We start from the raw sequence: 25,625 nt of genomic DNA on the forward strand, positions 1-25,625 counted from the left end.
CCGCCAGAGAGAATCACACCACGATTATGCAGTAGGAACAGAAAAAGGCGCCCAACCCCCACAGAGTAAGGGTTTGGGCGCCTTCTTTCGTTCTGGCATCCACATGTGCAATGGCATAGTTTGGCATTGAACGCGCATGGTTAGCTCCATTTCTACCCCATTAAAAATGCTGGATGGCCAAGCCAAGGCACGATGACGGCGTAGACCGTCTTCTCTGCTGGCCTAGCAAGTCCGTGCATATTTACGTTCCTGAACGTACCGTGGTAACTTTGTTATACCGCTGCTGATCGTCAAGAATGTCCAATTCTTTGTAGGACGCCATGTACTGAGCATAGACACCCACGACACCAATTATTAAGGCTTCAAGCCATCTACATTCGACGCCATGCCCTACCCGCACGATGCTTAATGAAAATCCAATCTGACTTTTGTCATCGCTGCAATGCACTGAACATCTCACCAAAGCAGTGCGGAACATGCTTCCATCCGAAATCGTCAACCATTGCTTTCACCAAAGAGGACAGCACATCTCCGTCTCGCTTGCGGAAGGCTTTCAATGCACCATAACTATTCAAAATCCTACCCATTAACTCATGACCGTTACACCTTAAATATTCGCTGTCGAGTAGCAAGATATGCCCGCCTAGGAATCGAATTTCCGAATCTCGTCTACTAGGCACACCAGCAAGCTCTAAAATAAACTTATCAACTGAACACTGCAACAAATCAATATCATCCATCCATTCACGCAAGCTTACATCCCGATTACAATAACGCGCCAAAGAATATTTTTCCGGAGAATGCGCATACAGCAATCGCAATATATAGATGGGGTTTAATACAATATTTTCAAGGGTATAGAACAAACCATATCCAAAGACCACAATATTGGATGCTGGCTTATTTCTGAGATCCCAATCTATAATACCTCTAACCGTTAAATTACCTGCCCCGGACAATGACTGAACCATAGCAACAACTTGGCCACAACTGCCAACACCATTGAGCTCTTCAGCAAAACTCTTAACAGCTTCAACATCAGTACAACCTAAGTATTGTTGAACCTTAGACTCTACCTGAGCGATAGGCATTTTAGGGCCAGCCACTAAAAAAGATAGAGATATTTTTGGATCAACAGATGAAAACCTCGATTTGACCTTATCAAAGATATACCTATACAGATCGCCGTCAATCTTGCTTTCAACGAAGACCTCACGTCTGTTGCGCGAACTCAAGGAGATCTGTGAAACACCATCTAGTAAATCAGCTATCGCCTCATCTTTTTCCGCCGAAGTTATCGCAGCCGGGGTGACTCGGTATACACAACCCTCAGGCGCCAAAGCCACCGTGGTTGGCGAGTGAGTGGTGAACATTACCTTACAGCCGAAGTATTCGACCATCAATTGAATAACCGAATAGAACTTCACCACCATTTTGGGATGCAAAAAAGCATCCGGCTCATCCAACAATATCAAATCAGGAAAACCCGAGGCCGCCGCGTACTTAAACTTAAATATAGTATTTGCGAGCCACAACAAATTTTTCTCACCTGAAGAGAGCCCATCCAGTGGCAACTCCACCCCCGTTGCGACCTCCCGTAATATCGGCACATATACTTCCTCAGAAAATATATCACCTGGTGAAACAATTGAAATTTTTCCATCAAATATTTCAGCTAACACCTCATTAAAGATCAACCAGGGCGGACGACCAAAGCTTTTCTCAAACTCGTCCGCACCTACATAGTGCCGCGCATACCCGTGCTCGCGCGCAAGCCACATTGAAAAATAATTCTCACGTTGCCGGGAGATGTACTCATTACACATCCCCCCAATATCTAGGCCTCCCCATATATGCGTCGGCGCTTCAAAATGAAGCCTTATCTCATCCCCCTCCAAATTCCATACACTTTTCCCTAGCTTTTTAGCAACCAAGGAGAATCCTTTATGCAACTGCTCGTATGTATACGGAACAGCACCATCCTGAATCCCCATATTTCTATCCGGATTATATGGTGACGAAAAACCATCCTTATCTCTTTGATGCCACGCTACAATCGCACTTAACCTAGTGCGACGATCTTCACGGTGGAAGGAATTTTGAAATCCACCTCGCATCTCGTCCGCAGATATGCGCTTAATGTTTAGAACAAGAGGCGTACCCTCAGCATCATAAACCTCAACCCCATTACCCAAAGACTCGAGAAAACGCGTCTTTCCCGACCCATTTTTTCCAGTTAAAACTGCAATCGTATCATTAAATTCAAAACAATCATCTAAGCTAAAGCCTTTATAGTCGCGTACACTCTTAAAAATCATATACCCTCGCGAAGCTAATTTTCCTGACGGCACTGACCAATCAAAAATTTCATTGGCCACCTCTTTCGACTTTAAAGACCCAACCCCGATTGATCCACGACTCGCCCTCGACCAATGAGAACATGTAGGTAGTTGTTAGATCTTTACATGGCAGCAGACTAATAACGCTGCTGCACAGACAGCAGCGCACCCAAATTTCTTCTGCTCCACGAGCATCAATCTACCACCACTTGATGCACAACAAGATAGAATAAATTCTCCAAAGCTGATCTAAGCGAGTTGAGTAGGACTGACCCATCATTTCGCGACGCATACTCCAATCGGGGACGCTGCCAAACCTAACAGGCCCTAGTCCATATCTACCGTTGATCTCGTCGACGGTCGACATGAGGCAATCGCAGGCTGCTGGCTGGGAGATCGAGAACAGATCGTCAGTGCACTCCCCGGGCTGGCGCAGATCCGGGGGCAGCACTTCGGCCTTGCTGTATCGGTGGCCAGCCTGGTAGATCCGCTCTTCAGCATAGGTGGCCGCACGCGTAACTAGTAACGTGTCGTTATTTGGATAAAGCAACTCACACCTCAATAAGAGCACCCTGCGCTTGATGCAGTTCGTTAGGATTGACATGCCAGTGCGAATACTGACTCGGAGGTGTTTGCACAACAAACCCTGGGCGCGCAGCTTCTCCACCGCTCGCCCCTCGTGGGTTGCCTTCGCTTGCTTGATCGACGTCAGCTCCGACAGCCGCATATCGAACATCCGGCTGCAACAGATCTCCTGCTTTGGTGGATCACTTCCTCGAGATCTAGGCAAGATGTGCCCGCAAGCTCTCTTGCTGTCTTCTCGACACACGCTAAATTTTTCGCGAAGCGTCCATTGATCAGTTTGGTGAGATCCATTGCACTGTGGATACCCATGCCTTACGGTGTGCGGTCATCCGCTTGCCGATCCCCAGACCTCTTTGACTTCAGTATTGCGCAGCACCCAGTCGCGCTACAACGGATCAAAGATGTCGACCAAACCTCCAATCTCCGCCTGCAGGCGCTTCGCGGTATGTTGTCCTGCTTTGCCAAGGTCTTGGTCCGCGCTATAACGACGCCTCATTGCGCATGGTCGGGCACGCTATACGAATTACGCCCCATATGGTCAGGTCGTAACCCTCCATCACGTGTCGAGGGCGTGTATGCAGAATTCTCCGACTGCAGGATCAGCGCACCGTTACGGCGATACAACGGCTTGCACGCAGGCTCGGTGATGATTGCGGCGATCACGATGTCTCCGTGCTCAGCCTCATTGCTGTGGTCGACGATCAGAAGATCAGCGGAATGGATGCCGGCGCCCTGCATGCCGTCCCGTTCCACCTGAACGAGGTAGATGTGGGTGCACGGAGATCGGACCACTCATCAATGGAAATGTGCCGATCAAGGTGGTCATCTGCAGGTGAGGGGAATCCTGCCAGCACGCGGAATGAATAAACGGGGAGCAACGCGGGGTCGCCCGTAGGGGTTCCGAGAAAGGTAATGGTTTTCCTCAATGCGTAGGAGGCCAGACAACCGTCGCCACTGCAGCTCGCACCACATGCGCTCAGACGCACAAATGGGCCAAGGGGACGGGGGGTTAATAGCCGGTTCTGTGTAGCGGTACCGAACGTCTGCCCGGTGACCTTGCCGCCAAAGGCATTCTGCCGCAGGTGAAAGAACCGGCCAGCGCCTCAACGCGATTTCCTGCCACTGGAGTATCTGGCGGAAGCTGAGCACCTATTTGAGCTGGTGCGCAATTTCCTCCAGATGGCTCTGCAACACGACAGAAGGTGACCAGGTCATCATATTATCGTTCAGCACCTCAACCGGTGCGAGCTGGCCACGCATGAAGAACAATGCGGCGCCGCCGGCGAAGATTTAGACGTAGCATTCATGAGGGAGAGAGGGGGTTAAACCGGCCGGCCAGATGACGCTGCCACCTATCCAAAGGAAAATTCAATAGGTCACGGCTGGACTCACAGTAGGGTCTGCAGGCTCGGTTGGCCGGGCTGGGCGCTGGCGCCTCCTACCTGCAAGTCCTGTTTATCTCTGGTAACAAAAATGTGGTGGGTTCTCGCCCATCCCACTTGCGTTTGTCAAGGCTAGTCCTCAAATAGCCACTATCAGCGGGAACTATTTGATGGTAGGTTGACCTTAAGACTAGGCTTGGTACTCAAGGGTTGCCTAAGGCTCTGACGACGGACGGACTGGAACTCTGCTTGATGCCGTTTAGCCATCAAGGTAGGATGCGGCAATTTTTCGCTCAGGAAGGCGGCCGTTCTCGCAATGATGCGATTCATCATCAAGCATGCTTCTGTTAAAACTGTGGTAGCCGCGTTCGGCTTCTACTGTGGTCTCATCGCCAGTATGGGCTACATGATGGAGAAGCTGACAGGTAGCAATCCCGTAGTGGAGCCCTTCGTATGGGCGTGCACAGTTACCTTGTTCATGCTGGTCAGCAATCTGGGGGTACTGGCCTGTGGGTATGCCCAGCAGCTGAAACAGGATGAGATCGATAGGTTGAGTGTGGTCAAAGCGGAGCTGGAAGCTCAGGTGCTAAGGCGTAGGATTTCGTCAAAAGGGAGAAAGTCAGCATGATCGAGATCTTCTTGATTTTCATATCACTAGGATTGGTGATTTCTATAATCTTCTCAATTGTCATGAATCGACTGAGAAGAGTTAAGGCGACTTATCGCCTTTATGCGGTCAGAGACAATCTAGTCTTGTTGGTTTCTAAAGGCCTTCTCAACGAAGAATCTGCATTATTTAAGTATTATTACAAACGTATAAATATGCTTCTTCAATTTGCTCCCAACATTGGTCTTGATCAAGCCTACAAGGCTTTCTTATTCCTCAGCAACAACAAAAAATCGAGCTTCGATGATGCGTTGCGAAAGGCACAAGATGAAGCTGAAAATGTCCTAAAATCCAGAGAGCTGGAGATTGATGAGGTTTCTTTAGCGGTGCAAGAATACTACTCAGCCTATATGGAGATGGTATTATCCCACAGTAGTCTAACGCGCCTCGCTTATTATGCCGCAAGACACAAAATCTTGAAAACTCAATGGTTTCCAGAAAAAGTTAGAAATGGCATGGCCATAATCAAGGCAGCGGGGAACGAAATCGACGAAATTTACGAGAGACGTAACTTCGCATAGCTCTAAAGCGCCCAGCTCAATGCTGGGCTTTTTTATCGGCCTGTAGTTCTGAAACATAAGCTTGGCACGCCCCTAATGCGATTAGTCCTTGATCACCTTAGTGGGTGATGGCGACAATTCGTTGAGCATGCGCGGGGTCAAGGTCGGCGCGTACGGCTCCATGTACCACGCCTCGGGCGCCGGGGGCGGTTGACACCCCACAGCTACCACTCTCGCCGGCTGTTGCGGCGAGGACGACTGACAGCCGCAGGTCAGCAGTAGCAAGCCTGTCACGCAGGCGAGCTTGAGTTTGTTGAGCATTGCTCATCTCCTTCCAGTGGGTTTCTGCCGTCGACTTGAGACGACCCTCAAGACCGCGCCGGCGATCCTGTTCCTCAGCCTGCCAGTCGATCACGGCCAGTGCCGCGGCTTCACGCTCGCGCTGGTATTGGCCGGACTGTTGAGCCAGCGCTTTTTCGTAATGGTTGGCTTGCCACAACCAGGCAGCGCGTCCGCCGATGTAGATACCCAACAGCAGCGCCAAGCCGGCTAACCGCCAGCTGAGCGCGCTCACTGCAGCACCTCGAGCGCTCGCTTGTAGAGCGCCTTCCGGTCGTCGAGGCCATTGGTGCCGCCGTTTATCCGCTTGGTGATGGTGAGGAAGTCGCCTTTGTCGGCAAGCGTGTTGAGCCCAGCGCGCTGCCAGAACCAACCCGCCGACATCGCCGCATACACCGGCTGCTCGAGCAGCTCTGGGGTATTGATCAAGCGGCTATCGCCAAACAGCGCTTCGCTGCAGGCCTCATAGTTCGCGCGCCCGGTGATCTGGATCAGACCACGGCCGCGATACAGCTGGCCGTCACCGTCCGCCTCGGGGGTATTGCCCAAGCGCTGGGCGAGGCGCCCAGTGTCGTACTTGGCCAGGTAGGCATTATTGCCAAGCTCACGCACGTGACGAAGCTGGCCGGACTCATGCCCGATCTGGGCAATGAACGCGGCCATGCGTAGCCGCGTGATGATCGCGTACTTGCCCATGGTCGCATTGAGACCAGGTACGAAAACGCCGGCTTTAGTGCCGGCGTTGGGGAGGATCTGCTGGAGTTGTTTTTCGGTAATAGCCATCAGGAAATATCCTTGAGCGGGTTGATTTAAAACGCCATGCCGGCGCACTGGCGCGACAGGTCGGAGGGTTTTGATTCGGTCACAGCGGCTCGATCCTGAGCGGCTGTTTGGCTTTCTTCGTCTTCTTGCCGGCGGCCTTCGCTTTGCCCTTCTTGCCGCCGTTGCACTCGACGGTCGTTGTCCAGCCGGACTGGGTAAAGACTTGCTCTACGCTGTCCACCAGGTACTCACCATCAAGGCCGGGTTTGAAGTCCTTGGCGTTGATCTGGCGTTCTGCAAAGAGGTCGGTACGGCCGGCCATTTCCAGCCGCACGGCGGCGGTGCTGCGGTTAAATGCCGACAGCCTGGCTTTGGCGGCCTGCTTGGCGGCCGACTCGTTGGGGTAGATATGGCGGTCGGTGTGAACGGATGGCAGGCCGCTAGGGGCTTCGTCGTTGCCCAGCTCCACCACTTTCAAAACGCCGGTTTTGGGGTCTTGATGCTTGGTCTTGACCGCCTGCTGGGTGCCTCGATCACCGAGGCTTGATGGCGCAGTACAACAGCATGGCGATTATCTCGCTCGAACAAGTACGCGCTGACTACTTCACTCACCTCACGCCACTCGTATTCCAACGCAAGGTGCTGGCCGGGGAAATCAAGCTGCCCATCACCCGCCTTGAACGGAGCCAGAAGAGCGCCCGAGGCATACACATTGCCGATTTGGCTCTCTACCTGGACCACCAGCGGGATGCTGCGCGCAAAGAGTGTGCTCAATTGAATAAGAGGTGACGGACAGGCTGTTACGGAGATTGCACTCACTTGATCAGTGTCAGCCGCCCACCCAGAACAACTCACTGCATTCCCCCTTCCGCCCAGTCGAATTCGCCTTAGCCACCTTGCGTCGATGGCCGCCTACGATCGGCGGCTATCGACTCGCCCCCCTAAAGAATCGACAGGATCGGAACGGCGGAAATACCCCCGCGACTACGCGATTAGCCACAGCTTTCGACCCAAAGCTGCCCTTCAAAAAGGGCAGGCAACGCCTAGAAACAGTCATCTAATGTTTTATAAAAACAGGGGGGTCAGGCATTTCCTTGAAATACCAGGTCAAATTCGACATCTACCGAGCAACACACTTTAATATGGTGACACTACCCATCGAGAAGCATCGCACCGCAGCAAGTGATGATGCATCGCTCACATAGAGGAAATGGCCCATGCGGTTAACGCTGCTATGCATGCAGTGCTTGCAAGAAAACGGACGCCCAGGAGGTGCTTCGCAAATCGAAGTTCGGGACGATGGTTGCTACATGGCAACCTGCCTGTCGGGTCACAGGACCGTGACCGTCCTTCAGCAACACAAATTTGAAGTTTTGTTTGAAATTGGCTCCCACGCGATACTGGATGGATACTATCGAGAGGCAGTTTCGTCTTTTACCTCCAGTCTTGAGCGTTTCTACGAATACACCATCCGAATACTCCTCGAAAAATCTTCGGGTAGTGACGGTCTTTTCCAAGCAGCTTGGAAAAGTGTCTCGAACATGTCAGAGCGGCAGCTTGGTGCATTCATATTTCTTTGGGCTAACCATTTCGAAGAAACTCCTCTGCTGCTGCCCACAGCTTTGATCAGCTTTAGAAACGAGGTAATCCATAAAGGCAAAATCCCATCGCGAGAAGAGGCTGTAAAGTACGGGGATGCAGTCCTTGCCGTACTCCGCCCGAAAATTAAAAAAATTAATGACACGTTCCCGGAGCAAGTCCAAAGCTCAAGCTTCCGTCAAATCATGGCTAGCGCAGAAAAAGCCGGCACTTCGCAGGTAGTAGGGACGATGTCCATCAATGCGATCCTAGGTCAAAGCAGCAATGACGAGGGGCCAGAAAAATGTCTCGAGGAGCACCTGGTTTTGGTAGATGACATGCGCTCTCGGCTTGGCAACCTTCAAGAGTACTTCAATCAGATGCAGGCCCCGCAAGGCCCCATCATGTCGCCTAGTGAAATTCGTACCTTCCTCGCCCGAAAATTCCCCGAGCTAGTTGCCGAGCAACACAACGATCCGGACGGCTACGCGTTTTTTCTGGGCCCAGCACAGCAAGACCCAAGCTCCAACTGCATCGTCCGCGCCGTGCAGCATCCACAGGGAGGCACTCAATTTGAGCTGTCGGTGTCGTCACGACTAGAAGGGACAAAAAAGATAGTTATGTTTTGTGGAGATGAGGACGCACTACGTCAAGTTGTCGATGCACAATTACGAATCTACCGCGACCACCTGTAAGCAAAAGGTGGGGGCATTCTCCAAAGCAGTCCTTATCATCCTGTGCTGCGTATAGTCGATTTCTTGGAGCTGCTACGATTTTCACCCCGGCAGGTAATTTTGAATGACCTATACGCAGTCTCTGAAATCCCGAGCAAGGTCATCGGTTGCTGAGTATCCGGGCGGGCCGATAAGTTCCCGCAGCCTGAGTCAAATTCGAATCAGCGCCAACATCAGATCCATTACAGGTAGTCTCCATGCCACAGGACGATACTTTGGTTCAGGGCATAGATCGTTAACGCTCCAGCTAAGCACGGCTGGGATAAAGGCGAAGTATTTATTAATCGGGAAGACTGACCGCTTCTGGGCGATTGCTGCACTTCGCGAGAGGCAGTTAGGGGTCGCAAGCGGCCACCCCCAATACACGGACTGACCAAGGGGAGGTGAGGCGCAGGGCAGATCATGGCCGCTTCGTGCCGGTCAAACCATCCAATGGACTGGTCAGGCCCGATGCAACCGACTAGTCAAGACGAGTACAAGTGATGGTTAATTCTGCGCATCCCCAACCAACTACTCAACTCGGGCGCCCAGAGTGACTGGGGCGTTGATAATCTGCTCTAACCAACTCCATTCCATGTATCGATCCCCACGCCCCCTTAGATGGGTGTAACGCCGCAGCGAGTTCCAGTCACGATGACCGGAAACACTCGATACGCGCGGGATATCCCAATCCATCTCGAACAACCTGCTCAAACCCTCATGACGCAGATCGTGAAAGTGCAGATCCTCCACGCCAACCACCTTGCATGCCCTGGACCAAGCCGTGCCGATTGAGTCGGTGTTGTAGGGGAAGATCTCAGCGCACTTGCGCGGCATGCCATGAACAATCGCCCAAGCCTCATCCGGCAGATGGCACCACACATCGTTGCCAATCTTCTGCCCTGGATTTTTCATGTCACGAACTTTCACCGCCTGGCGGTGTTCATCCAGATCCTCCCACCTGATGCGGGCAATCTCGTCCATGCGGCGTGTAGAGAAGATGGCAAACGCCACGACCTTGGGCATGTGAATCACAGTGGGGCGACGCGCAAGCATCTCGAAAAAATGCTCGAGCACCTTATCAAGCTCTTCGAGGGTTGGCCGGCGATCCCGCTCCCGACTTTTCATGTTGTAGCCGAGCCGCTTCAACACCAACCGCGCGTCAGGCATGGCTTGAGGGTTGATCTCGTACTCCCACGCCGCCCTCGCCAGCGACAGCACTGACCCGAGGTGAGCCAGATCATTGCCGGCTGTCTGCGGCTTGATGCCGCCGCCTTCGGTGCTCATACGCCACAAGGCGTAGTCCACCAGCACCTGCTGAGAGATATTGGCGTCGACCACCTCGCCGAGGTAACTGTTCTTGATGGCTAGCAGGGTCTGCCGTTTCGTCTTACCCAGCGGCCGGGCTTTCTCGGCTTCCACTAGGTAGCGGTCAATCATTTCCTTGACAGCGTGCCCTTTGCGGGTGGCCCGCTCAATGGCTCCGGGGACAGCCAACTCTGTCTCTCGTCGCTTCGCCCAGGCCTGAGCTGCCTGCTTTCGGGCGAACGTCTGGGCTTCTTGGTAGACTAGGACACCCTTTTTCTTGAGGCGGATCTGGACGGTATAGCTAACCGTTCCATCGGCCTTTTTCCTTGCTCTAATCGTTGCCATGATTTCCGGTGGTACAAGCGTGGCTGGCGATGGTACATCGTACCACCGTCACACCAAGAACACCCTAAAATCCCGAAAAATGGTACAAAATGCGTAGACCAGAATGCCCCTAGAATCAGCCTCAAACCCACAAAACACGCGCCCTGAGCCGCCCCGCCGGTTCAGCGTCGCACCGATGATGGACTGGACCGACCGCCACTGCCGGTACTTCCTGCGCCTGCTCTCCCAGCACACCCTGCTCTACACCGAAATGGTCACCACCGGCGCTCTGCTGCACAACGACGCCGACCGTTTCCTGCGCCATGACGTCTCCGAGCACCCGCTCGCCTTGCAACTCGGCGGCAGCAATCCGACCGACTTGGCCGCCTGCGCAAAACTCGCGCAGGCAACAGGCTACGACGAGGTCAACCTCAACGTCGGCTGTCCAAGCGACCGGGTGCAGAACAACATGATCGGCGCCTGCCTGATGGCCCATCCGGCGTTGGTCGCCGATTGCGTCAAGGCAATGCGCGATGCGGTATCCACGCCGATCACGGTCAAGCACCGGATCGGCATCAACGGCCGCGACAGCTACGCCGAGCTGTGCGACTTCGTTGGCCAGGTGCGTGACGCCGGCTGCCAGAGCTTTACCGTACACGCGCGGATCGCGATTCTCGAGGGCCTCTCGCCCAAGGAAAACCGCGATATCCCGCCGCTGCGCTATGACGTTGCCGCGCAGCTGAAGAACGACTTCCCCGACCTGGAAATCATCCTCAACGGCGGCATCAAGACGCTGGATGAATGCCGCACTCATCTGCAGACGTTCGATGGTGTGATGCTCGGCCGCGAGGCCTATCACAATCCGTACTTGCTGGCCGAGGTCGACCAACAGTTGTTTGGCAGCACCGCGCCGGTAGTCACCCGCAGCGAGGCGATGGCGCGCCTGCGGCCTTACATCGTCGCGCACATCGAAAGCGGCGGCGCGATGCATCACATCACTCGGCATATCCTCGGCCTCGGCCAGGGCTTCCCGGGGGCGCGGCGGTTCCGGCAGTTGCTGTCTGCAGACATCCACAAGACCGACCAACCGCTGGCGGTGCTGGATCAGGCGGCCGAGCTGCTGCAGGGCCGTTGAGCCGTCGGGCGGGAATGGATGGAACCCTGAGCACGGCTACGACTCGAACGTGCACACTTTCTTCAGCGCTGGGGCTGCGGTTCGCCGTCGGCCCCTGAGCTAACCCGCCGCCCCTCGTATTTGGCCCTGCCTGATCAAGGTTTCGCGCTATTTCACGAGGGGCATGCTCGGCCTGCCCTGACGCCCCTTGAGCGCTGCTCCGGGCTCGGGTAATGTCGAGCCATTGCACAGGACAGAGCACGCCATGACTTCCAAGCTGGAACAACTCAAGCAGTTCACCACCGTGGTCGCCGACACTGGCGATCTGGATGCCATCACCCGGCTGCAGCCGGAAGATGCCACCACCAACCCTTCGCTATTGCTCAAGGCTGCTGGTATTGCTGGCTATGCCGACTTGCTCAAGCAGGTGAAGGCGGATGCCAAAGGCGATGTTGGCCTTGCCTGTGACAAGTTCTCGGTAGCGGTAGGTAGCGGAATCCTTAAAGTCATCCCGGGGCGGATTTCGACCGAGGTCGATGCACGCTTGTCGTTTGACGAAGATGCGCTGCTGGCCAAGGCGCGCCAACTGATTGCGCTGTATGACGCAGCCGGTGTTGGCCGTGATCGGGTGCTGATCAAGCTGGCGTCGACCTGGGAAGGTATCCGTGCTGCCGAGAAGCTGGAGAAGGAAGGCATCCAGACCAACCTGACCCTGCTGTTCTCCTTCGCCCAGGCGCAGGCCTGTGCCGACGCTGGGGTATTCCTGATTTCGCCATTCGTTGGGCGTATCTACGACTGGTACAAGAAGAGCACCGGCAAAGAATATGTCGGCGCTGACGATCCTGGCGTGCAGTCGGTAACCCGTATCTACGACTACTACAAAACCAACGGCTACAACACCGTGGTGATGGGCGCGAGCTTCCGCAATATCGGCCAGATCGAGCATCTGGCCGGCTGCGACCGGCTGACCATCAGCCCTGAGCTGCTGCAGCAGTTGAGCGAAGACCACGGCGAGCTGCCGCGCATCCTCAAGCCTGGCAATGCCGGTGAAGCCAAGCAGCAACTGAACGAAAGCCAGTTCCGCTGGGCGATGAACGAAGACGCCATGGCCACCGAGAAGCTGGCCGAGGGTATTCGCCAGTTCGCCCGCGATCAGGAGAAGCTGGAAGCGCTGATGGCCGACAAGGCTTGATACAAATCTGCGCGTAAGCAACAGGCGGGAAATGCCGAGCATTTTCCGCCGTTTTTTTGCCTGTGAGATAATCCCCGGCTTCACCGAGCTGTTGAGTTGTCGATGACGCCTTCCCCCGAATCGTTACCCCTTGTCCTCGCTGGCCCGGTACTGCGCCGCCTGGAGCCTCAGCGCCTGGCGATCTGGCTGGTTGGATCGCAACCGCTGCAGTTGGACTTCGTCCTTGAACACCCCGGTGTCACTGCTCAGATTAATTGCCAGACCGTGCCCATCGGCAGGTCGGCTTTTATCCACCTGCTGGATATCCATTTCGACACCGCGCTGCCGTTTGACGTGGCCCTCGAATACGACTTGCTGCTCGATTCGGGCGAAGGCATTGCCAGCTGGGCGCCGCACCTGCTCTACCCCGGCGCCAGCCGACCGAGCCTGGTGCTGCGTGAGCGCATCGACCAACTGCTGCATGGCTCCTGCCGCAAGCCTCATCACCCGGCGGCCGACGGCCTGCTCTGCGCCGACCGTTTGCTGCAAGCCAACCCAAATCCGCAGCAGCGGCCCGCGGTACTGATGATGACCGGCGACCAGGTTTACGCCGACGATGTCGCCGGGCCGATGCTGCGTGCGATTCACAGTTTGATCGAGCATTTGGGGTTGTTCGAGGAAAGCCTGGAAGGTGCGCTGGTCGCTGACAGCGCCGAGCTCTACGGCCACCCTGCCTGTTATTACCACCGCGCCGATCTGCTGCCCGCACAGGAAGGTAACGAGACCCTGCGGGAGCGCTTCTTTGGCGGCAAGCGCAAGCCGATCTTCTCCTCCAGCAACGCTGACAACCATCTGGTGACCTTCGCCGAGGTGATGGCGATGTATCTGCTGGTGTGGTCACCAACGCCTTGGAGCCTGGTGCAGATGGACATGCCGGCGGGGCTGACCGACAAGCGCCAGGCGCGCTATCAGGAAGAGCTGCCGCTGATCGAGGGCTTTACCGCAGGGCTCGGCGGGGTCGCTCGGGTCATGGCGCACCTGCCCTGCTTGATGATCTTCGATGACCACGACATCACCGATGACTGGAACCTGTCGGCGCAGTGGGAAGAGACCGCTTATGGCCATCCGTTCTCGCGGCGGATCATCGGCAATGCCCTGCTCGGCTACCTGCTCTGCCAGGGCTGGGGCAACGACCCGGACAGTTGCACGCCACTGCTGGAGCAGTACTGCAGCCTGGCCGAGCAACATCTGGCCAAGCAAGCGCAGGATGCACTTATTGGCGAGCTGCTGCGCTTTCAGGGCTGGCAGTTCAGCCTGCCGACCACCCCGCCGCTACTGGTGCTGGACACCCGCACCCGGCGCTGGCGTAGCGAGAACAGCCTGAGCAAGCCTTCTGGCCTGCTCGACTGGGAAGCGCTGTGCGAGCTGCAGCAGGCATTGCTTGACCACCCTTCGGCGATCATCGTGTCACCGGCGCCGATCTTCGGCGTCAAGCTGATCGAGGCGGTGCAGCGGGTGTTCAGCTGGCTGGGTTATCCGCTGCTGGTCGACGCTGAAAACTGGATGGCGCACCGCGGCGCGGCGCAGGTCATCCTGAATATCTTCCGCCACTCGCGCACCCCGGGGCATTACGTGGTGCTGTCAGGCGACGTGCATTATTCGTTTGTCTATGAAGTGATGATCCGCCATCGCCAGCACAACCCGCACCTGTGGCAGGTCACCAGCAGCGGCATCAAGAACCAGTTTCCGCAGCGTTTGCTGGATGTGCTTGATCGGCTCAACCGCTGGCTGTATTCGCCGCGCTCGCCCCTGAACTGGTTTACCAAGCGGCGCCTGATGGAAGTCGCACCACGCCTGCCGAGCCGCAGCAAGGCCGGCGAGCGGCTGTGGAACAGCGCGGGGCTGGGGCAGGTGTTTTTCACCGCTGACGGCCAGCCAGAGCGGGTGTTCCAGCTCAATGCGGATGGTTCAGAGGCTAATGAGTTCTTGCGCGATCAGTGAGCGGCTGCGGTGATCAGTGCACCGCAGTCGAGGCTCAGGAGCGCTCGAGCGCGCTGACCAGGTCATGGAAGGCTTCACGATTGGAGTCGTTCAGGCCCATGAGGATGCGGTGTGCTTCAAGCACCTTGGAGCGTACAACCTCTTCGCTCTGGTCTTGCGACGGCAGGTCGGTCAGGCACTCTGGGCAGGGGATCGGCCGACCCACAATGTTGAACACCTGATCGAAACCCATCGACTGCAGCAAGCGCGAGATATCCGGATTGGTGGTGACCACGGTCGGCAACAGACCCACCTTCTGCCGGGACAGAATGGACAATTTGGCCAACAGCCCCAGGGTGGTGCTGTCGATGCTTTCGGTTTCGGTCAGATCGATGACGATGGCCGAGAAATTCAGCGCAGTGAAGATTTTCTCGATCGTCGCATCCAAAGCCGAACACAAGGTCAGGCGTACTTCACCGACAAACTTCAGTACAAAGGTACCGCTTTGCTCGGCGAACTGGATTCTACCGGTACTCATTGAAGGTTCCTGCTTAACACCAATAGGGCGATATCATCCGGCATCTCCCCAAGCGTAGCCAATCCGAAACGTTGGCGCAGCCCATCCAGGCTACCCCCTGCTGCTTTGACGATCTCCGGCAAGGCAGCTTCTTTATCTTTGAGCGTGTTACCGGGCAAAAGGTCCAGAATACCGTCCGACATCAGGCTGAGGCTGAACTGCGCGGGCAACTCGATCACCAGATCCTGATAGGTGGCTTCTTCGAACAACCCCACCGGCAAGCCGCGGCCTTCGAGGTAGCGCGTGTGCTCCGGGGTATACAGCACCGGCATTGGCAGGTGGCCGCCGACGGCGTAGGTCAAAAGGCCGGTGTCTTCGTCGATGACGCCACCGACCATGGTCACATGCTTGCCCAGCTTGCAGTTGATCAGGCCACGGTTGATGTGACTGAGCACTTCCGAAGGCTTGAAATCGCGCATCTTGCCGCCACGCTTGAATTCGAACATCAGGCGGGTGGTCATGAATTTCAATAGTACGGTCACGAACGCCGACGAAGCACCATGGCCGGATACGTCGGCCAGGTAGAACGCGATACGCCGCTCATCCACGCGGAAGTAGTCGGCAAAGTCGCCCGACAGGTACAGCGACGGGATGATCTGGTGCTCGAAGGAGAACTCGCCGGCTACCCACGGGCTCTCGGGCAGCATGTTCATCTGCACCTGGCGCCCTGCGGTCTGGTCTTCCTGCAGCAGGTGCAGGCTGGCCTCGAGCTCGCGATTGGCGGTTTCCAGTTTGTCGCGATAGCGCTGGTTTTCGACCAGCAGGCGCGAACGGTCAAGCGCACGGTGCACCGAGTGCTCCAGCACTGCCAGGTCCTCGAGCGGCTTGATCAGGTAATCGTCAGCGCCCAGGCGCAGAGCCTCGACAGCGTCGCTCATGACACCGGCACCCGAAACCACGATCACCGGCAACTGCGGGGCCACTTCGCTGATCCGACGGATCAACTCAAGGCCGCCCATCTGCGGCATGCGCAGATCGCAGATCACGAGATCAGGCTGGTGTTGTTCGAAGACCTGAAGCCCCTGCTGGCCATTGCCGGCCTGGAGGACGCTAAAGCCGCTGTCTTCGAGATACGCGGCGAGGCTCGCACGGACCACGTCGTCGTCATCGATAATCAGCAGCGTTGCACTGGTTTTCTGCATGTGGGCGAACGGCGCCGGATTAGGTTTGCGTAGGATCGTCGCAATTGCGCCTATCACTACTGGAATACTGTTTGGCTGCTCTACCTATAGAGTTGTAGGACAAGAACCCTTGTCCGGCAACAGCAGAGGTGCCCTGTCAGGCGCAGACGGTACTCCCATCCGCCGGGGGTTTCAAGCATGCGCGAGTCGGCTTGATTACACAGCGTTTGGCAAATTGCTGGTAGTTATAAGAAATGTGTTTGAGGTAACCCGATGGATGGTCGCAAGGTCCGTTGCGGGCCCAGCTTTGGGGCTGCTTTGCAGCCCCAGCTACCCAGACTTAGAAGTCGTCTTCGACTTCGCCATCCTTGACCTTGAACTCGCGGTTCTGCAGGTAGGCGTTGCGGATGAACACGTACTTGTCGCCACTGATCAGCTTTTCAGCCGAGAGCAGGCTGGCACGGGTGTCAACCAGGTCTACCCCCAGCGTCGTGTTGCGGGTCGGTACATGATCGATGTAGCGGTACGGCTTGGTGTAGCTGTCCGGGTACTTGGCCAGGCCGTCACGCACGGTGCTCGGGCCGAGCAGCGGAATGACCACGTAGGGGCCACTTGCGACGCCCCAGTAACCGAGGGTCTGACCGAAGTCTTCGTCGTTGCGCTGCAGGCCCATGCGGGTACCCACATCGAACAGGCCGCCAATACCGAAGGTGGTGTTGACGATCAAGCGGGCAGTGTCGACGCCAGCAGCGTGGGGCTTGAGCTGCAGAATATTGTTGGCCAGGTTGGTGACATCGCCGATGTTGCGAAAGACGTTGTGAATGCCGTCTTCGACGAACTGCGGGGTGATCGCCTGGTAGCCTTGGGCCAACGGCTTGAATGCATAGGTGTCGATCGTATCGTTGAACCGGAAGATCGGCCGGTTGACCGCCTCCCAGGGATCTTCTTCGGTAGCTGCCTGCGTAGCAGCCACGGGCGCCAGCAACAGACTGGCGCAGACACAGGCCTGGGTGATTCGCTCGATCACACTGGCGCCGATCCTATGCATAGATGTTTCTCCATCAAGATTCACGGTCGCAGATGCGCGTTTGCTCTGCTGAGTTTGGGCGACAGTATAAAGCGTCGACGGCTGATAAACAGCTTCGCTGAGTATTGCTCATTATTTTGTCAGTAACTGTTGCTACGTCATCTACGTGTAACAGTCGCTACTTAGTCTGACTATTTTCAGGGAAGTTGCCATGCACGACGCACCCGCCTTCACCGCTGTGCTTTTCGGGCTGCGTGGCTGCCTGGTGGAAACCGCCAATGACGTATCTGCGCCAGCGCCTGGCGCGCTGGCCATGCTGGCTGACCTGCACAGCCAGCAGGTGCCTTGCATCTGGCTGGATGAGCCCGGCACCGGCGAGTCATTGACCAGGGTGCTGCCGAGTTGGCTGCCGGGGCATTCGACCCCTTCCCTGCCCTGGCCGGCACCGAATGCCTGCTGGCAGGCGCTGATGCAGCTCAACAGCGCGAAGCTCGATGGCAGCGTGCTGGTCAGCGGTGATCCGCGCTTGCTTGAATCTGCGCTCAAAGCCGGTTTGTGGACTATCGGCCTGGCGGCATGCAGCCCCCGCTGCGAGGCCTCGTCGAAGCGCTGGCAGGCGATGACCGCCCAAGACCAGCAAGCGAATCGCGGCAAGGCCACCCTTGAGCTGTTCAGGCTCGGCGCGCATTCGGTGATCGATCATCTGGAAGCGCTACAACCGTGCCTGGCAGATATCGCCCAACGCCGCCGCAAAGGTGAAAAACCCTGATACAGGCGGCTTGACGCGGATCATGCAAAGCCGTGGCGAGTGGATTACGCTTGAGGCATGCGCGAACCTTTGCCCAATGGCCGAGGTCCATGCTTTGCCAAGTCATAGAGGGAGAACACCTGATGCCTGCCCGCGAATTGCAAGAGCAGCTCGATAGCCTGCGCGATCAACTGGATCGCAACCCGCCGCTCACGCTGGAAGAGCGCGACAACCTGCACAGCCTGATGCAACAGATCGAGGCGCAGATCAAACTGGAAGAAGCCACCCAGGACACCAACCTGGTCGACGGCGTCAACCTCGCCGTCGAGCGCTTCGAGGTGGCCCACCCCGACCTCACCGCCACGCTGCGCAACATTGCCAACAGCTTGCACAGCATGGGCATCTGAATCAGGCGGGGCCGACGCGGCACTCATGTGCCCCGTCGGCCCACTATTACTGCCGAACCAGACGCAGGTTTTGCGGGCTGATCGGCCCGGTGCTGCGGTACGGGTTGATATCCAGCCCACCGCGACGCACGTACCGCGCGTACACCGTCAGGTGCTCAGGCTGCAGCAAGCGCTTGAGGTCCAGATAGATCCGCTCGACGCACTGCTCATGGAAGTCAGCGTGCTGGCGGAAGCTCACCAGATACGTCAGCAAGCTGGCGTGATCCAGCGCCAGGCCCTTGTACTTGACTACCACCGTGCCCCAGTCAGGCTGGCCCGTCACCGGGCAATTGGACTTGAGCAGGTGGCTGTGCACCGTCTCTTCCACTACTTGAGTTGAATCGCACTGCAACAGTTGCGGCTGCGGTTGCTCGTAGTTGCTGATCGCGACATCGAGTTCGTCAATGCACACCCCAGGCAATGCCACTACACCTTCACTCTGCACTTCTGCCAGGCTGCGCACGCGCACCGTCACTGGCGCGCCCGCAGCGGCAGACAAGTCTTTCTCCAGGCAAGCCTGCAGCTCAGCGCTGCTGGCAAAGGCCGTCTGGTTAAGCGAGTTGAGGTACAGCTTGAACGACTTCGATTCGATGATATTCGGTGACTGTGCCGGGATGGCGAACTCACCGATGGCCACCACCGGCTTGCCGGACGGCAACAGCCAGGACAGCTCGAAGCAGTTCCAGTAATCAACGCCCTGCCACGGCAGGGCGTCGCCACTGACACCGAGCTCGGCCCACTTGGCCAGGCGCGGAATCGGGAACAGCAGCGACGGGGTGTAGGTTGCAATGTATTCACTGGATTTACCCAGCGGAGAGTCTTCGGCAGCGGGATGCATGGTCAGGACCTGGAAAAAACGGATGCGCCCAGTTTACCGGTTTTGCAGCCCGCCTTGGGTCCGAACTCACTCGATGGTCAGAGGCCCGACCATCCCGGCCTGATAATGCCCCGGCACGTTGCAGGCAAACTCGATCGGCGCAGCGCTACGGAAGGTCCAGGTCAGCTCACCGCGCTGGCCGGGCTGCAGCAGCACGGTGTTGCCGCTGTCGTGGCCGTGTTCACCATGGCCCATCTGGCTGTGATCCATGCCCCCGGTGAACAGTTTGCCCTGCATCGCCACCATCTGTTTCTGATGCTCTGCGTGCATGGCCTTGTCGCCCAGGTTGAACTCATGAGGCAACTGGCCCTGGTTGATCAGCACGAAACGCACGGTCTCGCCGGCCTTGACCTGCAAAGTGCTGGGCTCAAAGGCGATGTCCTTGAGCACCACCTCAACCGTGCGAGTGGCCTTGGCCGCTGGCGCTGGCTCACCGAAAGCGAAGCTGGTGTGCTCGGCGTCAGCCCAGCCCGACGTGCTGAACAGCGCGAAGGCAGCGGCGATGAACAGGTGTTTCATATCTACTCCGATTATGACGGCAATGTCGTACCACTCTGCGCTGGCGCAGCTGGCAACTGGCTGACCGCAAGATTACAACTTTGTCAGCTTGGCTTGAGAGCGGGTTCGTCACGTATCATTTCCACTACTCCCTGACCGACGCAAAAACCTGATGAAACTGCTGATCGTCGAAGACCAGGTCAAGACTGGCCAATACCTGCAACAAGGCCTCACCGAGGCCGGCTTTGCCTGCGAGCTCAGCGCCGACGGCGAAACCGGGCTGCACCTGGCGCTGACCGGCGATCATGCCCTGCTGATTCTTGATGTGATGCTGCCAGGCCGCAGCGGTTGGGAGATTCTGCAGGCGGTACGCCAGGCAGGGCTCGCCACCCCAGTATTGTTCCTCACCGCCCGCGACGCCGTGGAGGACCGCGTGCATGGCCTGGAACTGGGCGCAGACGACTATCTGGTCAAGCCGTTCGCCTTCTCCGAGCTGCTGGCCCGCGTGCGCAGCTTGCTGCGCCGAGGCGGCGCCGGGGTGCAGGACACCACCCTGGCCTTGGCGGACCTGCGCCTGGACTTGATCCGCCGCCGCGCCGAGCGTGCCGGCCAGCGCGTCGACCTCACCGCCAAGGAGTTCGCTCTGCTGGAATTGCTATTGCGCCGTCAGGGCGAGGTGCTACCCAAGTCGTTGATTGCCTCGCAGGTGTGGGACATGAACTTCGACAGCGACACCAACGTCATCGAAGTGGCCATCCGCAGGCTGCGGCTGAAGATCGACGACGGTCACGCCAGCAAGCTGATACACACGGTGCGTGGCATGGGTTATGTACTCGAAGAGCGCCAGGACTGATGCGCCGGATATCCCTCGGCAGCCGCCTCGCTCTGCTGTTTGCTGCCTGTACCGCGGCGGTTTCGCTTGGCGCCGGCGTGCTCTTCACCCAAGCCAGCGAGCAGCATTTCATCGAGTTGGATGAGCAACTGCTCGACACTCGCCTGACGCAGTTACGCGAGCAACTTACCGGTCTCCAGACACGGCAGCAGGTAGTCGACAGGCTCCCCGAGCTACGGAGCCAATTCAACCTCCAGACCGATGTCGCACTGCGCATCAGCAGCGGCACGGGCGAAGCCTGGTTCGAAAGCCGGCCAGGTTTGCCCGATGCCAACCAGTCTGCACAACTGAAGACACTGCAGGCCGGCGGCGTCGACTATCGCGGCTTGTCGGCGCCATTGATCGAGCATGACCCACAGTCACCGCAACTGACCGTGCTGCTCGACATCACCCATCACCAGCACTTCTTGCAGAGCATGCAGCGCTTGATCTGGCTAACGGTGGGTCTGTCGGCACTGGCCACGGCATTGCTCGGCGCCTGGGCGGTACGCCGCGGCTTGCGCCCGTTGCGCCAGATCGGCGCGGTGGCGGCGAGCGTCAACGCTCGTTCGCTGACCACACGTCTGCCAGTGGCGCAGATGCCCGAGGAGTTGGCTCAGCTGGCAGAAAGCATGAATGCCATGCTGCAGCGGCTGGACGATGCGTTTCAACGGCTGTCGGCGTTCTCCGCGGACATCGCCCATGAACTGCGCACGCCGTTGTCGAACCTGCTGACCCACACTCAGGTAACGCTAACCCGCCCACGCAGCCTGGACGAATATCGCGAGGCCTTGCATGGCAACCTTGAGGAGCTGCAATGGATGGCGCAGCTGGTCAACGACATGCTCTACCTGGCCAAGGCTGAGCACGGCCTGCTGGTGCCAGAACAGCAGGTGCTGGACCTTGCCTCGGAAGTGGATGCACTGCTGGAGTATTACGCGCCACTGGCTGAGGACGCTGGAGTGACCCTGCTCCGCGAAGGTGAGCTGATGATCGAGGGCGATCGGCAGATGTTGCGGCGGGCGTTGTCCAACTTGCTGGAAAATGCGCTGCGGTTTGCTGGAGTAGGTGGCGTGGTGAAGGTGCATTTACAAGCTGGAGGGCAAGTTACGGTCGCCAATACCGGTGCGGCGATTGAAGCAGCGGCTGCGCAGCGCTTGTTTGATCGATTCTACCGCGGGGATTCGGCACGGGCCGAAGGAGGCGCTGAGCACGCCGGGCTGGGCCTGGCAATCACCCGTTCGATCGTCCTCGCCCATGGTGGCGGGATTCAGGTGGAGTGCGAAGCAGGATGGACGCGGTTTGTGATTGATTTCGGCAAGGGGCCGCACAGCGACCCCAAAGATACCAACGCCGCCCTTACTCGTAACGCAATGCCATAGCCGGCTCGATCTGCGAAGCCCGGTAAGCCGGATACACAGTCGCCAGGAAGCTCATCACCAAGCCCGCCGTACAGATCATCAGCACATCCCCCCACTGCAACTGCGAAGGCAAGCTGCTGATGAAATACACATCGGAGGTGAAGATGTGCTGACCGCTGACCCGCTCCAGCCAGCCAACGATCTGACTCACGTTGATCGCCGCAATTACCCCCAGCACCCCGCCAATCAGCGTGCCGACCACACCGATCAAGCTGCCCTGAACCATGAACGTGCCCATGATCTGCATCGGCGTGGCGCCAATGGTGCGCAGGATGGCGATATCCGCGCCCTTGTCGTTCACCACCATCACCAGGGTGGCGATGATATTGAACGCCGCCACCGCGATGATCATCATCAGCAGCAAGCCGATCATGGTCTTTTCCATCTTCATGGCGCTGAAAAGGCTGCCCTGGGTGTGCGACCAGTCATCGGCGTGGTAGGCATCGCCCAACTGCCCGGCGATGGCCTTGGACACCTGCGGCGCCGCGTACAGGTCCTGAAGTTTGAGCCGCACGCCCTGCACGCTGCCCGGCGCCCAGCGCTGCATCTCGGCGGCGTCGGCCACGTTGATATAAGCCTGCGAGCCATCCAGCTCGGCACCCACTTTGAAGATGCCGACCACGGTCAGGCGCTGCATGCGTGGCGTGATACCACCCGGGGCCTTGCTGATTTCCGGCACGATCAAAGTCAGCTTGTCACCGGTGTTGAGCCGGAAGCGCCGCGCCGTCAGCTCGCCGATCACCACCCCGTATTCACCCGGGACCAGATCCTGCAACGCGCCCTGGACGATATGCTGGCCGACGATCGACACCTTGCCCTCTTCGGCCGGCTCGATCCCGCTGACCTGAATCGGCTGCATCGCGCCTTTGTACGAGAGCATGCCTTCCATTTCGGTGACCGGCGCCGCAGCGACCACTGCCGGGTTCTTCAGCGCTGCGTCAGCCACACTGCGCCAGTCGCTCAGCGGCTGCGCGCCAAGGATGCTCGCATGCGGCACCAGGCCAAGAATGCGTGAGCTCATTTCGCGCTGGAAGCCGTTCATCACCGACAGCACCACGATCATGGCCAGCACGCCCAGGGACAAGCCGATCATCGAAGTCATCGAGATGAACGAGATGAAGTGATTGCGGCGCTTGGCACGGGTGTAGCGAGCACCGATGAACAAGGGCAAGGGTCTGAACATTTACGAGAACACCCAATGAACAAAAGTTGCGGGGTGGATCATTCCACCCCGGGCAGTCGACTCAGATCGCCACCAGGTGGCCATCTTCCAGCTTGAGCACGCGATCCATCTGCCGCGCCAGGCTCAGGTCGTGGGTCACCACCAGGAACGCAGTGCGCGATGAGCTGGAAAGCTCTTGCATCAGTTCCTGAATGCCCTGCGCAGTGTGATGGTCGAGGTTGCCGGTCGGCTCATCGAGCATCACCAGCCCCGGCCGATTGACCAGAGCGCGGGCGATCGCCACACGCTGGCGCTCACCACCGGACAGCTCGGCCGGTTTGTGGCTCAGGCGATGGCCGAGGCCGACTCGCTTGAGCAAGGCCTCGGCACGCTCGCGCGCTTCCGGGATCGGCGTGCGCCCGATCAGCAGCGGCATGCATACGTTTTCCAGCGCCGTGAACTCGGCCAGCAGGTGGTGAAACTGATACACGAAGCCCAGCGCACGGTTGCGCAGCAGGCCACGGGCGCGCTCGCCCAGTGCCGACAACTCTTCGCCAGCCAGCCACACGCTGCCCTGGCTCGGCGTGTCGAGGCCGCCCAGCAAGTTGAGCAAGGTACTCTTGCCGGAACCGGAGCTGCCGACAATCGCCACCCGCTCACCCGGCAGCAGTTCAAGCTGCAGATTGGCCAGCACCTGCACCGACTCCGGGCCCTCGTCGTAGGACTTGCCCAGGTTGCGGCAACTCAGAACGGCTTTATCACTCATGCGCGACTCACTCATAACGTAGCGCCTCTGCAGGCTGGGTGCGCGCCGCACGCCAGGCCGGATACAGGGTGGCGAGGAAACTCAGGATCAATGCCGCGCCGCAGACCATCCACACGTCCTGGGCGATGATCTGCGAAGGCAGGTAGTCGATGAAGTACACATCGGCGTTGAGGAACTTGTGCCCGATCAGCTTCTCGATGCCGGCAATCGCTGCGCTGACATTGAGCGCTGCGAGAATGCCAACCACCGCACCAATCAAGGTGCCGACCACGCCGATCACCGTACCCTGGACCATGAAGATGGCCATGATCTGCCCAGGCGTAGCGCCCAGGGTTCGCAGAATGGCGATGTCGCCACGCTTGTCATTGACCACCATCACCAGGGTAGAAATGATGTTGAACGCCGCCACCGCCACGATCAGCAGCAGGAGCAGACCAATCATCGCCTTCTCCATGCGGATGGCCTGATACAGGTTGCCGTGGGTGCGGGTCCAGTCACGCGAGTAGAACTCCTGCTCGCCCAACTGCTGGGCGATGCTCCAGGCCACGCGCGGGGCTTCGAACAGGTCGTCGAATTTCAGCCGCAGGCCCTGCACCTGATCCGCTTTCCAGCGGTGCAGGCGCGACAGGTCGGCGATGTTGGTCAAGCCCAGGAAGCCGTCGATCTCGCCCGCACCGACATGAAAGGTGCCGACCACGGTGAAGCGCTTCATGCGCGGGAACATGCCCGCCGGCGTGACGCTGACCTCTGGCGCCACGAAGGTCAGTTTGTCACCGACCTTGACACCCAGTTTGGCCGCGGCCTTGTCGCCGATCATGATGCCCCACTCGCCCGGCGCCAGCTTGTCGATGCTGCCTTCGCGGATGAAGTTGTCGATGATCGACACCTCTCGCTCACGCGCAGGATCAATACCGTTGAGCAGCACCTTGCTGACCTTGCCATCGAAGGTCAGCAGGCCCTGCATCTGGGTGAAGGGCGCGACCGCCACGACTTGTGGATTCTGCTTTACTTGTTGAGCAAGGGCAGGCCAATCATTGATCGGCTGGCCGCTCTCAAGCGTGGCGTGAGGGATCATGCCAAGCACGCGGGTACGCATCTCGTGGTCGAAGCCATTCATCACCGAGAGCACCACGATCATCACCACCACGCCCAGGGCGAGGCCGATCATCGAGGTCAGGGAAATGAACGAGACGAAATGGTTGCGGCGTTTGGCACGGGTGTAGCGAGTACCAATAAATACGAAAAGAGGTCTGAACATGTCGGGGCTTGTTCGGATGAAAGGGAACGTCCTTGTGGCGAGGCGCCTACGGCGGCTTTACACTCGGACCACCGCCGTAACCTTGGGTTCG

General features: G+C 57.9%; 23 protein-coding genes and 3 pseudogenes. 11 read left to right on the forward strand and 15 right to left on the reverse strand.

All coding sequences use genetic code 11. The features are described 5' to 3' along the window. Positions 1–431: 431 nt before the first annotated feature. The 3 genes and pseudogenes from IDM28_RS15420 to IDM28_RS15430 form a co-directional block, all read right to left on the reverse strand. A complete protein-coding gene (locus IDM28_RS15420) occupies positions 432–2,378 on the reverse strand; it encodes an ATP-binding protein (protein ID WP_188036411.1) in 1,947 nt (648 codons plus the stop codon). 160 nt (positions 2,379–2,538) lie between these two features. Next, complete coding sequence (locus IDM28_RS23915) at positions 2,539–3,075, reverse strand: DUF4113 domain-containing protein (RefSeq protein ID WP_316937011.1); 537 nt, start codon at positions 3,073–3,075, stop codon at positions 2,539–2,541. Positions 3,076–3,416: 341 nt separating this feature from the next. Then, a pseudogene (locus IDM28_RS15430) lies at positions 3,417–3,850 on the reverse strand (LexA family protein). 772 nt (positions 3,851–4,622) lie between these two features. On the opposite strand from IDM28_RS15430, the gene IDM28_RS15435 reads away from it, so the two are divergent. Continuing rightward, positions 4,623–4,934, forward strand: a complete 312-nt coding sequence (locus IDM28_RS15435) for a hypothetical protein (protein WP_188036412.1) — start codon at positions 4,623–4,625, stop codon at positions 4,932–4,934. Beyond that, positions 4,931–5,494: a hypothetical protein gene (locus IDM28_RS15440; RefSeq protein ID WP_188036413.1), complete on the forward strand. Its 564-nt coding sequence runs from the start codon at positions 4,931–4,933 to the stop codon at positions 5,492–5,494. The genes IDM28_RS15435 and IDM28_RS15440 overlap by 4 nt, the downstream gene beginning before the upstream one ends. Before the next feature lie 100 nt (positions 5,495–5,594). On the opposite strand, the pseudogene IDM28_RS15445 reads toward IDM28_RS15440, so the two are convergent. The 3 genes and pseudogenes from IDM28_RS15445 to IDM28_RS15455 all read right to left on the reverse strand — a co-directional run. Beyond that, positions 5,595–6,047, reverse strand: a pseudogene (locus IDM28_RS15445) (lysis protein); the annotation flags it as partial. Then, positions 6,044–6,595 (reverse strand): glycoside hydrolase family 19 protein, encoded by a 552-nt coding sequence (locus IDM28_RS15450; RefSeq protein ID WP_188036414.1) that lies wholly within the window; start codon positions 6,593–6,595, stop codon positions 6,044–6,046. The pseudogene IDM28_RS15445 and the gene IDM28_RS15450, both read right to left, overlap by 4 nt. 79 nt (positions 6,596–6,674) lie before the next feature. Then, positions 6,675–7,115 (reverse strand): annotated as a pseudogene (locus IDM28_RS15455) (late control protein); the annotation flags it as partial. A gap of 5 nt (positions 7,116–7,120) precedes the next feature. On the opposite strand from IDM28_RS15455, the gene IDM28_RS15460 reads away from it, so the two are divergent. After that, positions 7,121–7,363, forward strand: coding sequence for a pyocin activator PrtN family protein (locus IDM28_RS15460; RefSeq protein ID WP_188036415.1), 243 nt, complete (start codon positions 7,121–7,123; stop codon positions 7,361–7,363). Positions 7,364–7,884: 521 nt separating this feature from the next. Next, positions 7,885–8,847, forward strand: coding sequence for a hypothetical protein (locus tag IDM28_RS15465; protein ID WP_188036416.1), 963 nt, complete (start codon positions 7,885–7,887; stop codon positions 8,845–8,847). A 549-nt stretch (positions 8,848–9,396) separates the two neighbouring features. On the opposite strand, the gene IDM28_RS15470 is transcribed toward IDM28_RS15465, so the two are convergent. Continuing rightward, positions 9,397–10,518 carry a site-specific integrase gene (locus IDM28_RS15470; protein ID WP_188036417.1) on the reverse strand — a complete coding sequence of 374 codons (1,122 nt, stop codon included), beginning with the start codon at positions 10,516–10,518 and terminating at the stop codon, positions 9,397–9,399. Positions 10,519–10,621: 103 nt separating this feature from the next. Here IDM28_RS15470 and dusA point away from each other — a divergent pair, with 103 nt between their 5' ends. The 3 genes from dusA to IDM28_RS15485 all read left to right on the forward strand — a co-directional run bounded on the left by dusA (position 10,622) and on the right by IDM28_RS15485 (position 14,783). Next, on the forward strand, positions 10,622–11,632 hold the full coding sequence (gene dusA, locus IDM28_RS15475) for a tRNA dihydrouridine(20/20a) synthase DusA (protein ID WP_188036418.1): 1,011 nt from the start codon (positions 10,622–10,624) through the stop codon (positions 11,630–11,632). A 244-nt stretch (positions 11,633–11,876) separates the two neighbouring features. Then, entirely contained in the window at positions 11,877–12,803 is a 927-nt protein-coding gene (tal, locus tag IDM28_RS15480) for a transaldolase (RefSeq protein ID WP_101321150.1), read from the forward strand. Positions 12,804–12,905: 102 nt separating this feature from the next. Continuing rightward, a complete protein-coding gene (locus IDM28_RS15485) occupies positions 12,906–14,783 on the forward strand; it encodes an alkaline phosphatase D family protein (protein ID WP_188036419.1) in 1,878 nt (625 codons plus the stop codon). Positions 14,784–14,817: 34 nt separating this feature from the next. On the opposite strand, the gene rssC is transcribed toward IDM28_RS15485, so the two are convergent. From rssC to IDM28_RS15500, 3 genes are all read right to left on the reverse strand, one after another. Further along, positions 14,818–15,300: an anti-sigma factor antagonist RssC gene (gene rssC / locus IDM28_RS15490; RefSeq protein WP_101321154.1), complete on the reverse strand. Its 483-nt coding sequence runs from the start codon at positions 15,298–15,300 to the stop codon at positions 14,818–14,820. Then, positions 15,297–16,481 carry a two-component system response regulator RssB gene (gene rssB, locus IDM28_RS15495; RefSeq protein ID WP_150572389.1) on the reverse strand — a complete coding sequence of 395 codons (1,185 nt, stop codon included), beginning with the start codon at positions 16,479–16,481 and terminating at the stop codon, positions 15,297–15,299. The genes rssC and rssB overlap by 4 nt, the downstream gene beginning before the upstream one ends. Before the next feature lie 319 nt (positions 16,482–16,800). Beyond that, a complete protein-coding gene (locus IDM28_RS15500) occupies positions 16,801–17,508 on the reverse strand; it encodes a VacJ family lipoprotein (RefSeq protein WP_101321158.1) in 708 nt (235 codons plus the stop codon). A gap of 190 nt (positions 17,509–17,698) precedes the next feature. On the opposite strand from IDM28_RS15500, the gene IDM28_RS15505 reads away from it, so the two are divergent. After that, a complete protein-coding gene (locus IDM28_RS15505) occupies positions 17,699–18,256 on the forward strand; it encodes a phosphonoacetaldehyde phosphonohydrolase-related protein (RefSeq protein WP_101321161.1) in 558 nt (185 codons plus the stop codon). A gap of 122 nt (positions 18,257–18,378) precedes the next feature. After that, the gene (locus tag IDM28_RS15510) at positions 18,379–18,642 is read left to right on the forward strand and encodes a DUF4404 family protein (RefSeq protein WP_101321164.1); all 264 of its coding nucleotides are present in this window, start codon (positions 18,379–18,381) and stop codon (positions 18,640–18,642) included. A 46-nt stretch (positions 18,643–18,688) separates the two neighbouring features. Here the strand turns inward: IDM28_RS15510 and queF are convergent, their stop codons facing one another. Together queF and IDM28_RS15520 are read right to left on the reverse strand one after the other, a co-directional pair. Further along, entirely contained in the window at positions 18,689–19,519 is an 831-nt protein-coding gene (gene queF, locus IDM28_RS15515) for an NADPH-dependent 7-cyano-7-deazaguanine reductase QueF (protein ID WP_101321166.1), read from the reverse strand. 66 nt (positions 19,520–19,585) lie between these two features. Continuing rightward, a complete protein-coding gene (locus IDM28_RS15520; RefSeq protein ID WP_188036420.1) occupies positions 19,586–20,077 on the reverse strand; it encodes a plastocyanin/azurin family copper-binding protein in 492 nt (163 codons plus the stop codon). A 151-nt stretch (positions 20,078–20,228) separates the two neighbouring features. Between IDM28_RS15520 and IDM28_RS15525 the strand changes: the two genes are divergently transcribed. Continuing rightward, positions 20,229–20,909 (forward strand): heavy metal response regulator transcription factor, encoded by a 681-nt coding sequence (locus IDM28_RS15525; protein WP_101321170.1) that lies wholly within the window; start codon positions 20,229–20,231, stop codon positions 20,907–20,909. After that, positions 20,909–22,309, forward strand: coding sequence for a heavy metal sensor histidine kinase (locus IDM28_RS15530; RefSeq protein WP_188036421.1), 1,401 nt, complete (start codon positions 20,909–20,911; stop codon positions 22,307–22,309). The genes IDM28_RS15525 and IDM28_RS15530 overlap by 1 nt, the downstream gene beginning before the upstream one ends. On the opposite strand, the gene IDM28_RS15535 is transcribed toward IDM28_RS15530, so the two are convergent. From IDM28_RS15535 to IDM28_RS15545, 3 genes are all read right to left on the reverse strand, one after another. Then, on the reverse strand, positions 22,287–23,531 hold the full coding sequence (locus IDM28_RS15535; protein WP_101323074.1) for a lipoprotein-releasing ABC transporter permease subunit: 1,245 nt from the start codon (positions 23,529–23,531) through the stop codon (positions 22,287–22,289). The genes IDM28_RS15530 and IDM28_RS15535 overlap by 23 nt on opposite strands. A gap of 61 nt (positions 23,532–23,592) precedes the next feature. After that, on the reverse strand, positions 23,593–24,276 hold the full coding sequence (gene lolD, locus IDM28_RS15540) for a lipoprotein-releasing ABC transporter ATP-binding protein LolD (protein WP_178080783.1): 684 nt from the start codon (positions 24,274–24,276) through the stop codon (positions 23,593–23,595). A 7-nt stretch (positions 24,277–24,283) separates the two neighbouring features. After that, positions 24,284–25,534 (reverse strand): lipoprotein-releasing ABC transporter permease subunit, encoded by a 1,251-nt coding sequence (locus IDM28_RS15545; RefSeq protein ID WP_101321174.1) that lies wholly within the window; start codon positions 25,532–25,534, stop codon positions 24,284–24,286. Positions 25,535–25,625 lie beyond the last annotated feature (91 nt).

The organism is Pseudomonas sp. EZ-C24, from assembly GCF_014525325.1.
Classification (GTDB): domain Bacteria; phylum Pseudomonadota; class Gammaproteobacteria; order Pseudomonadales; family Pseudomonadaceae; genus Aquipseudomonas; species Aquipseudomonas shirazensis.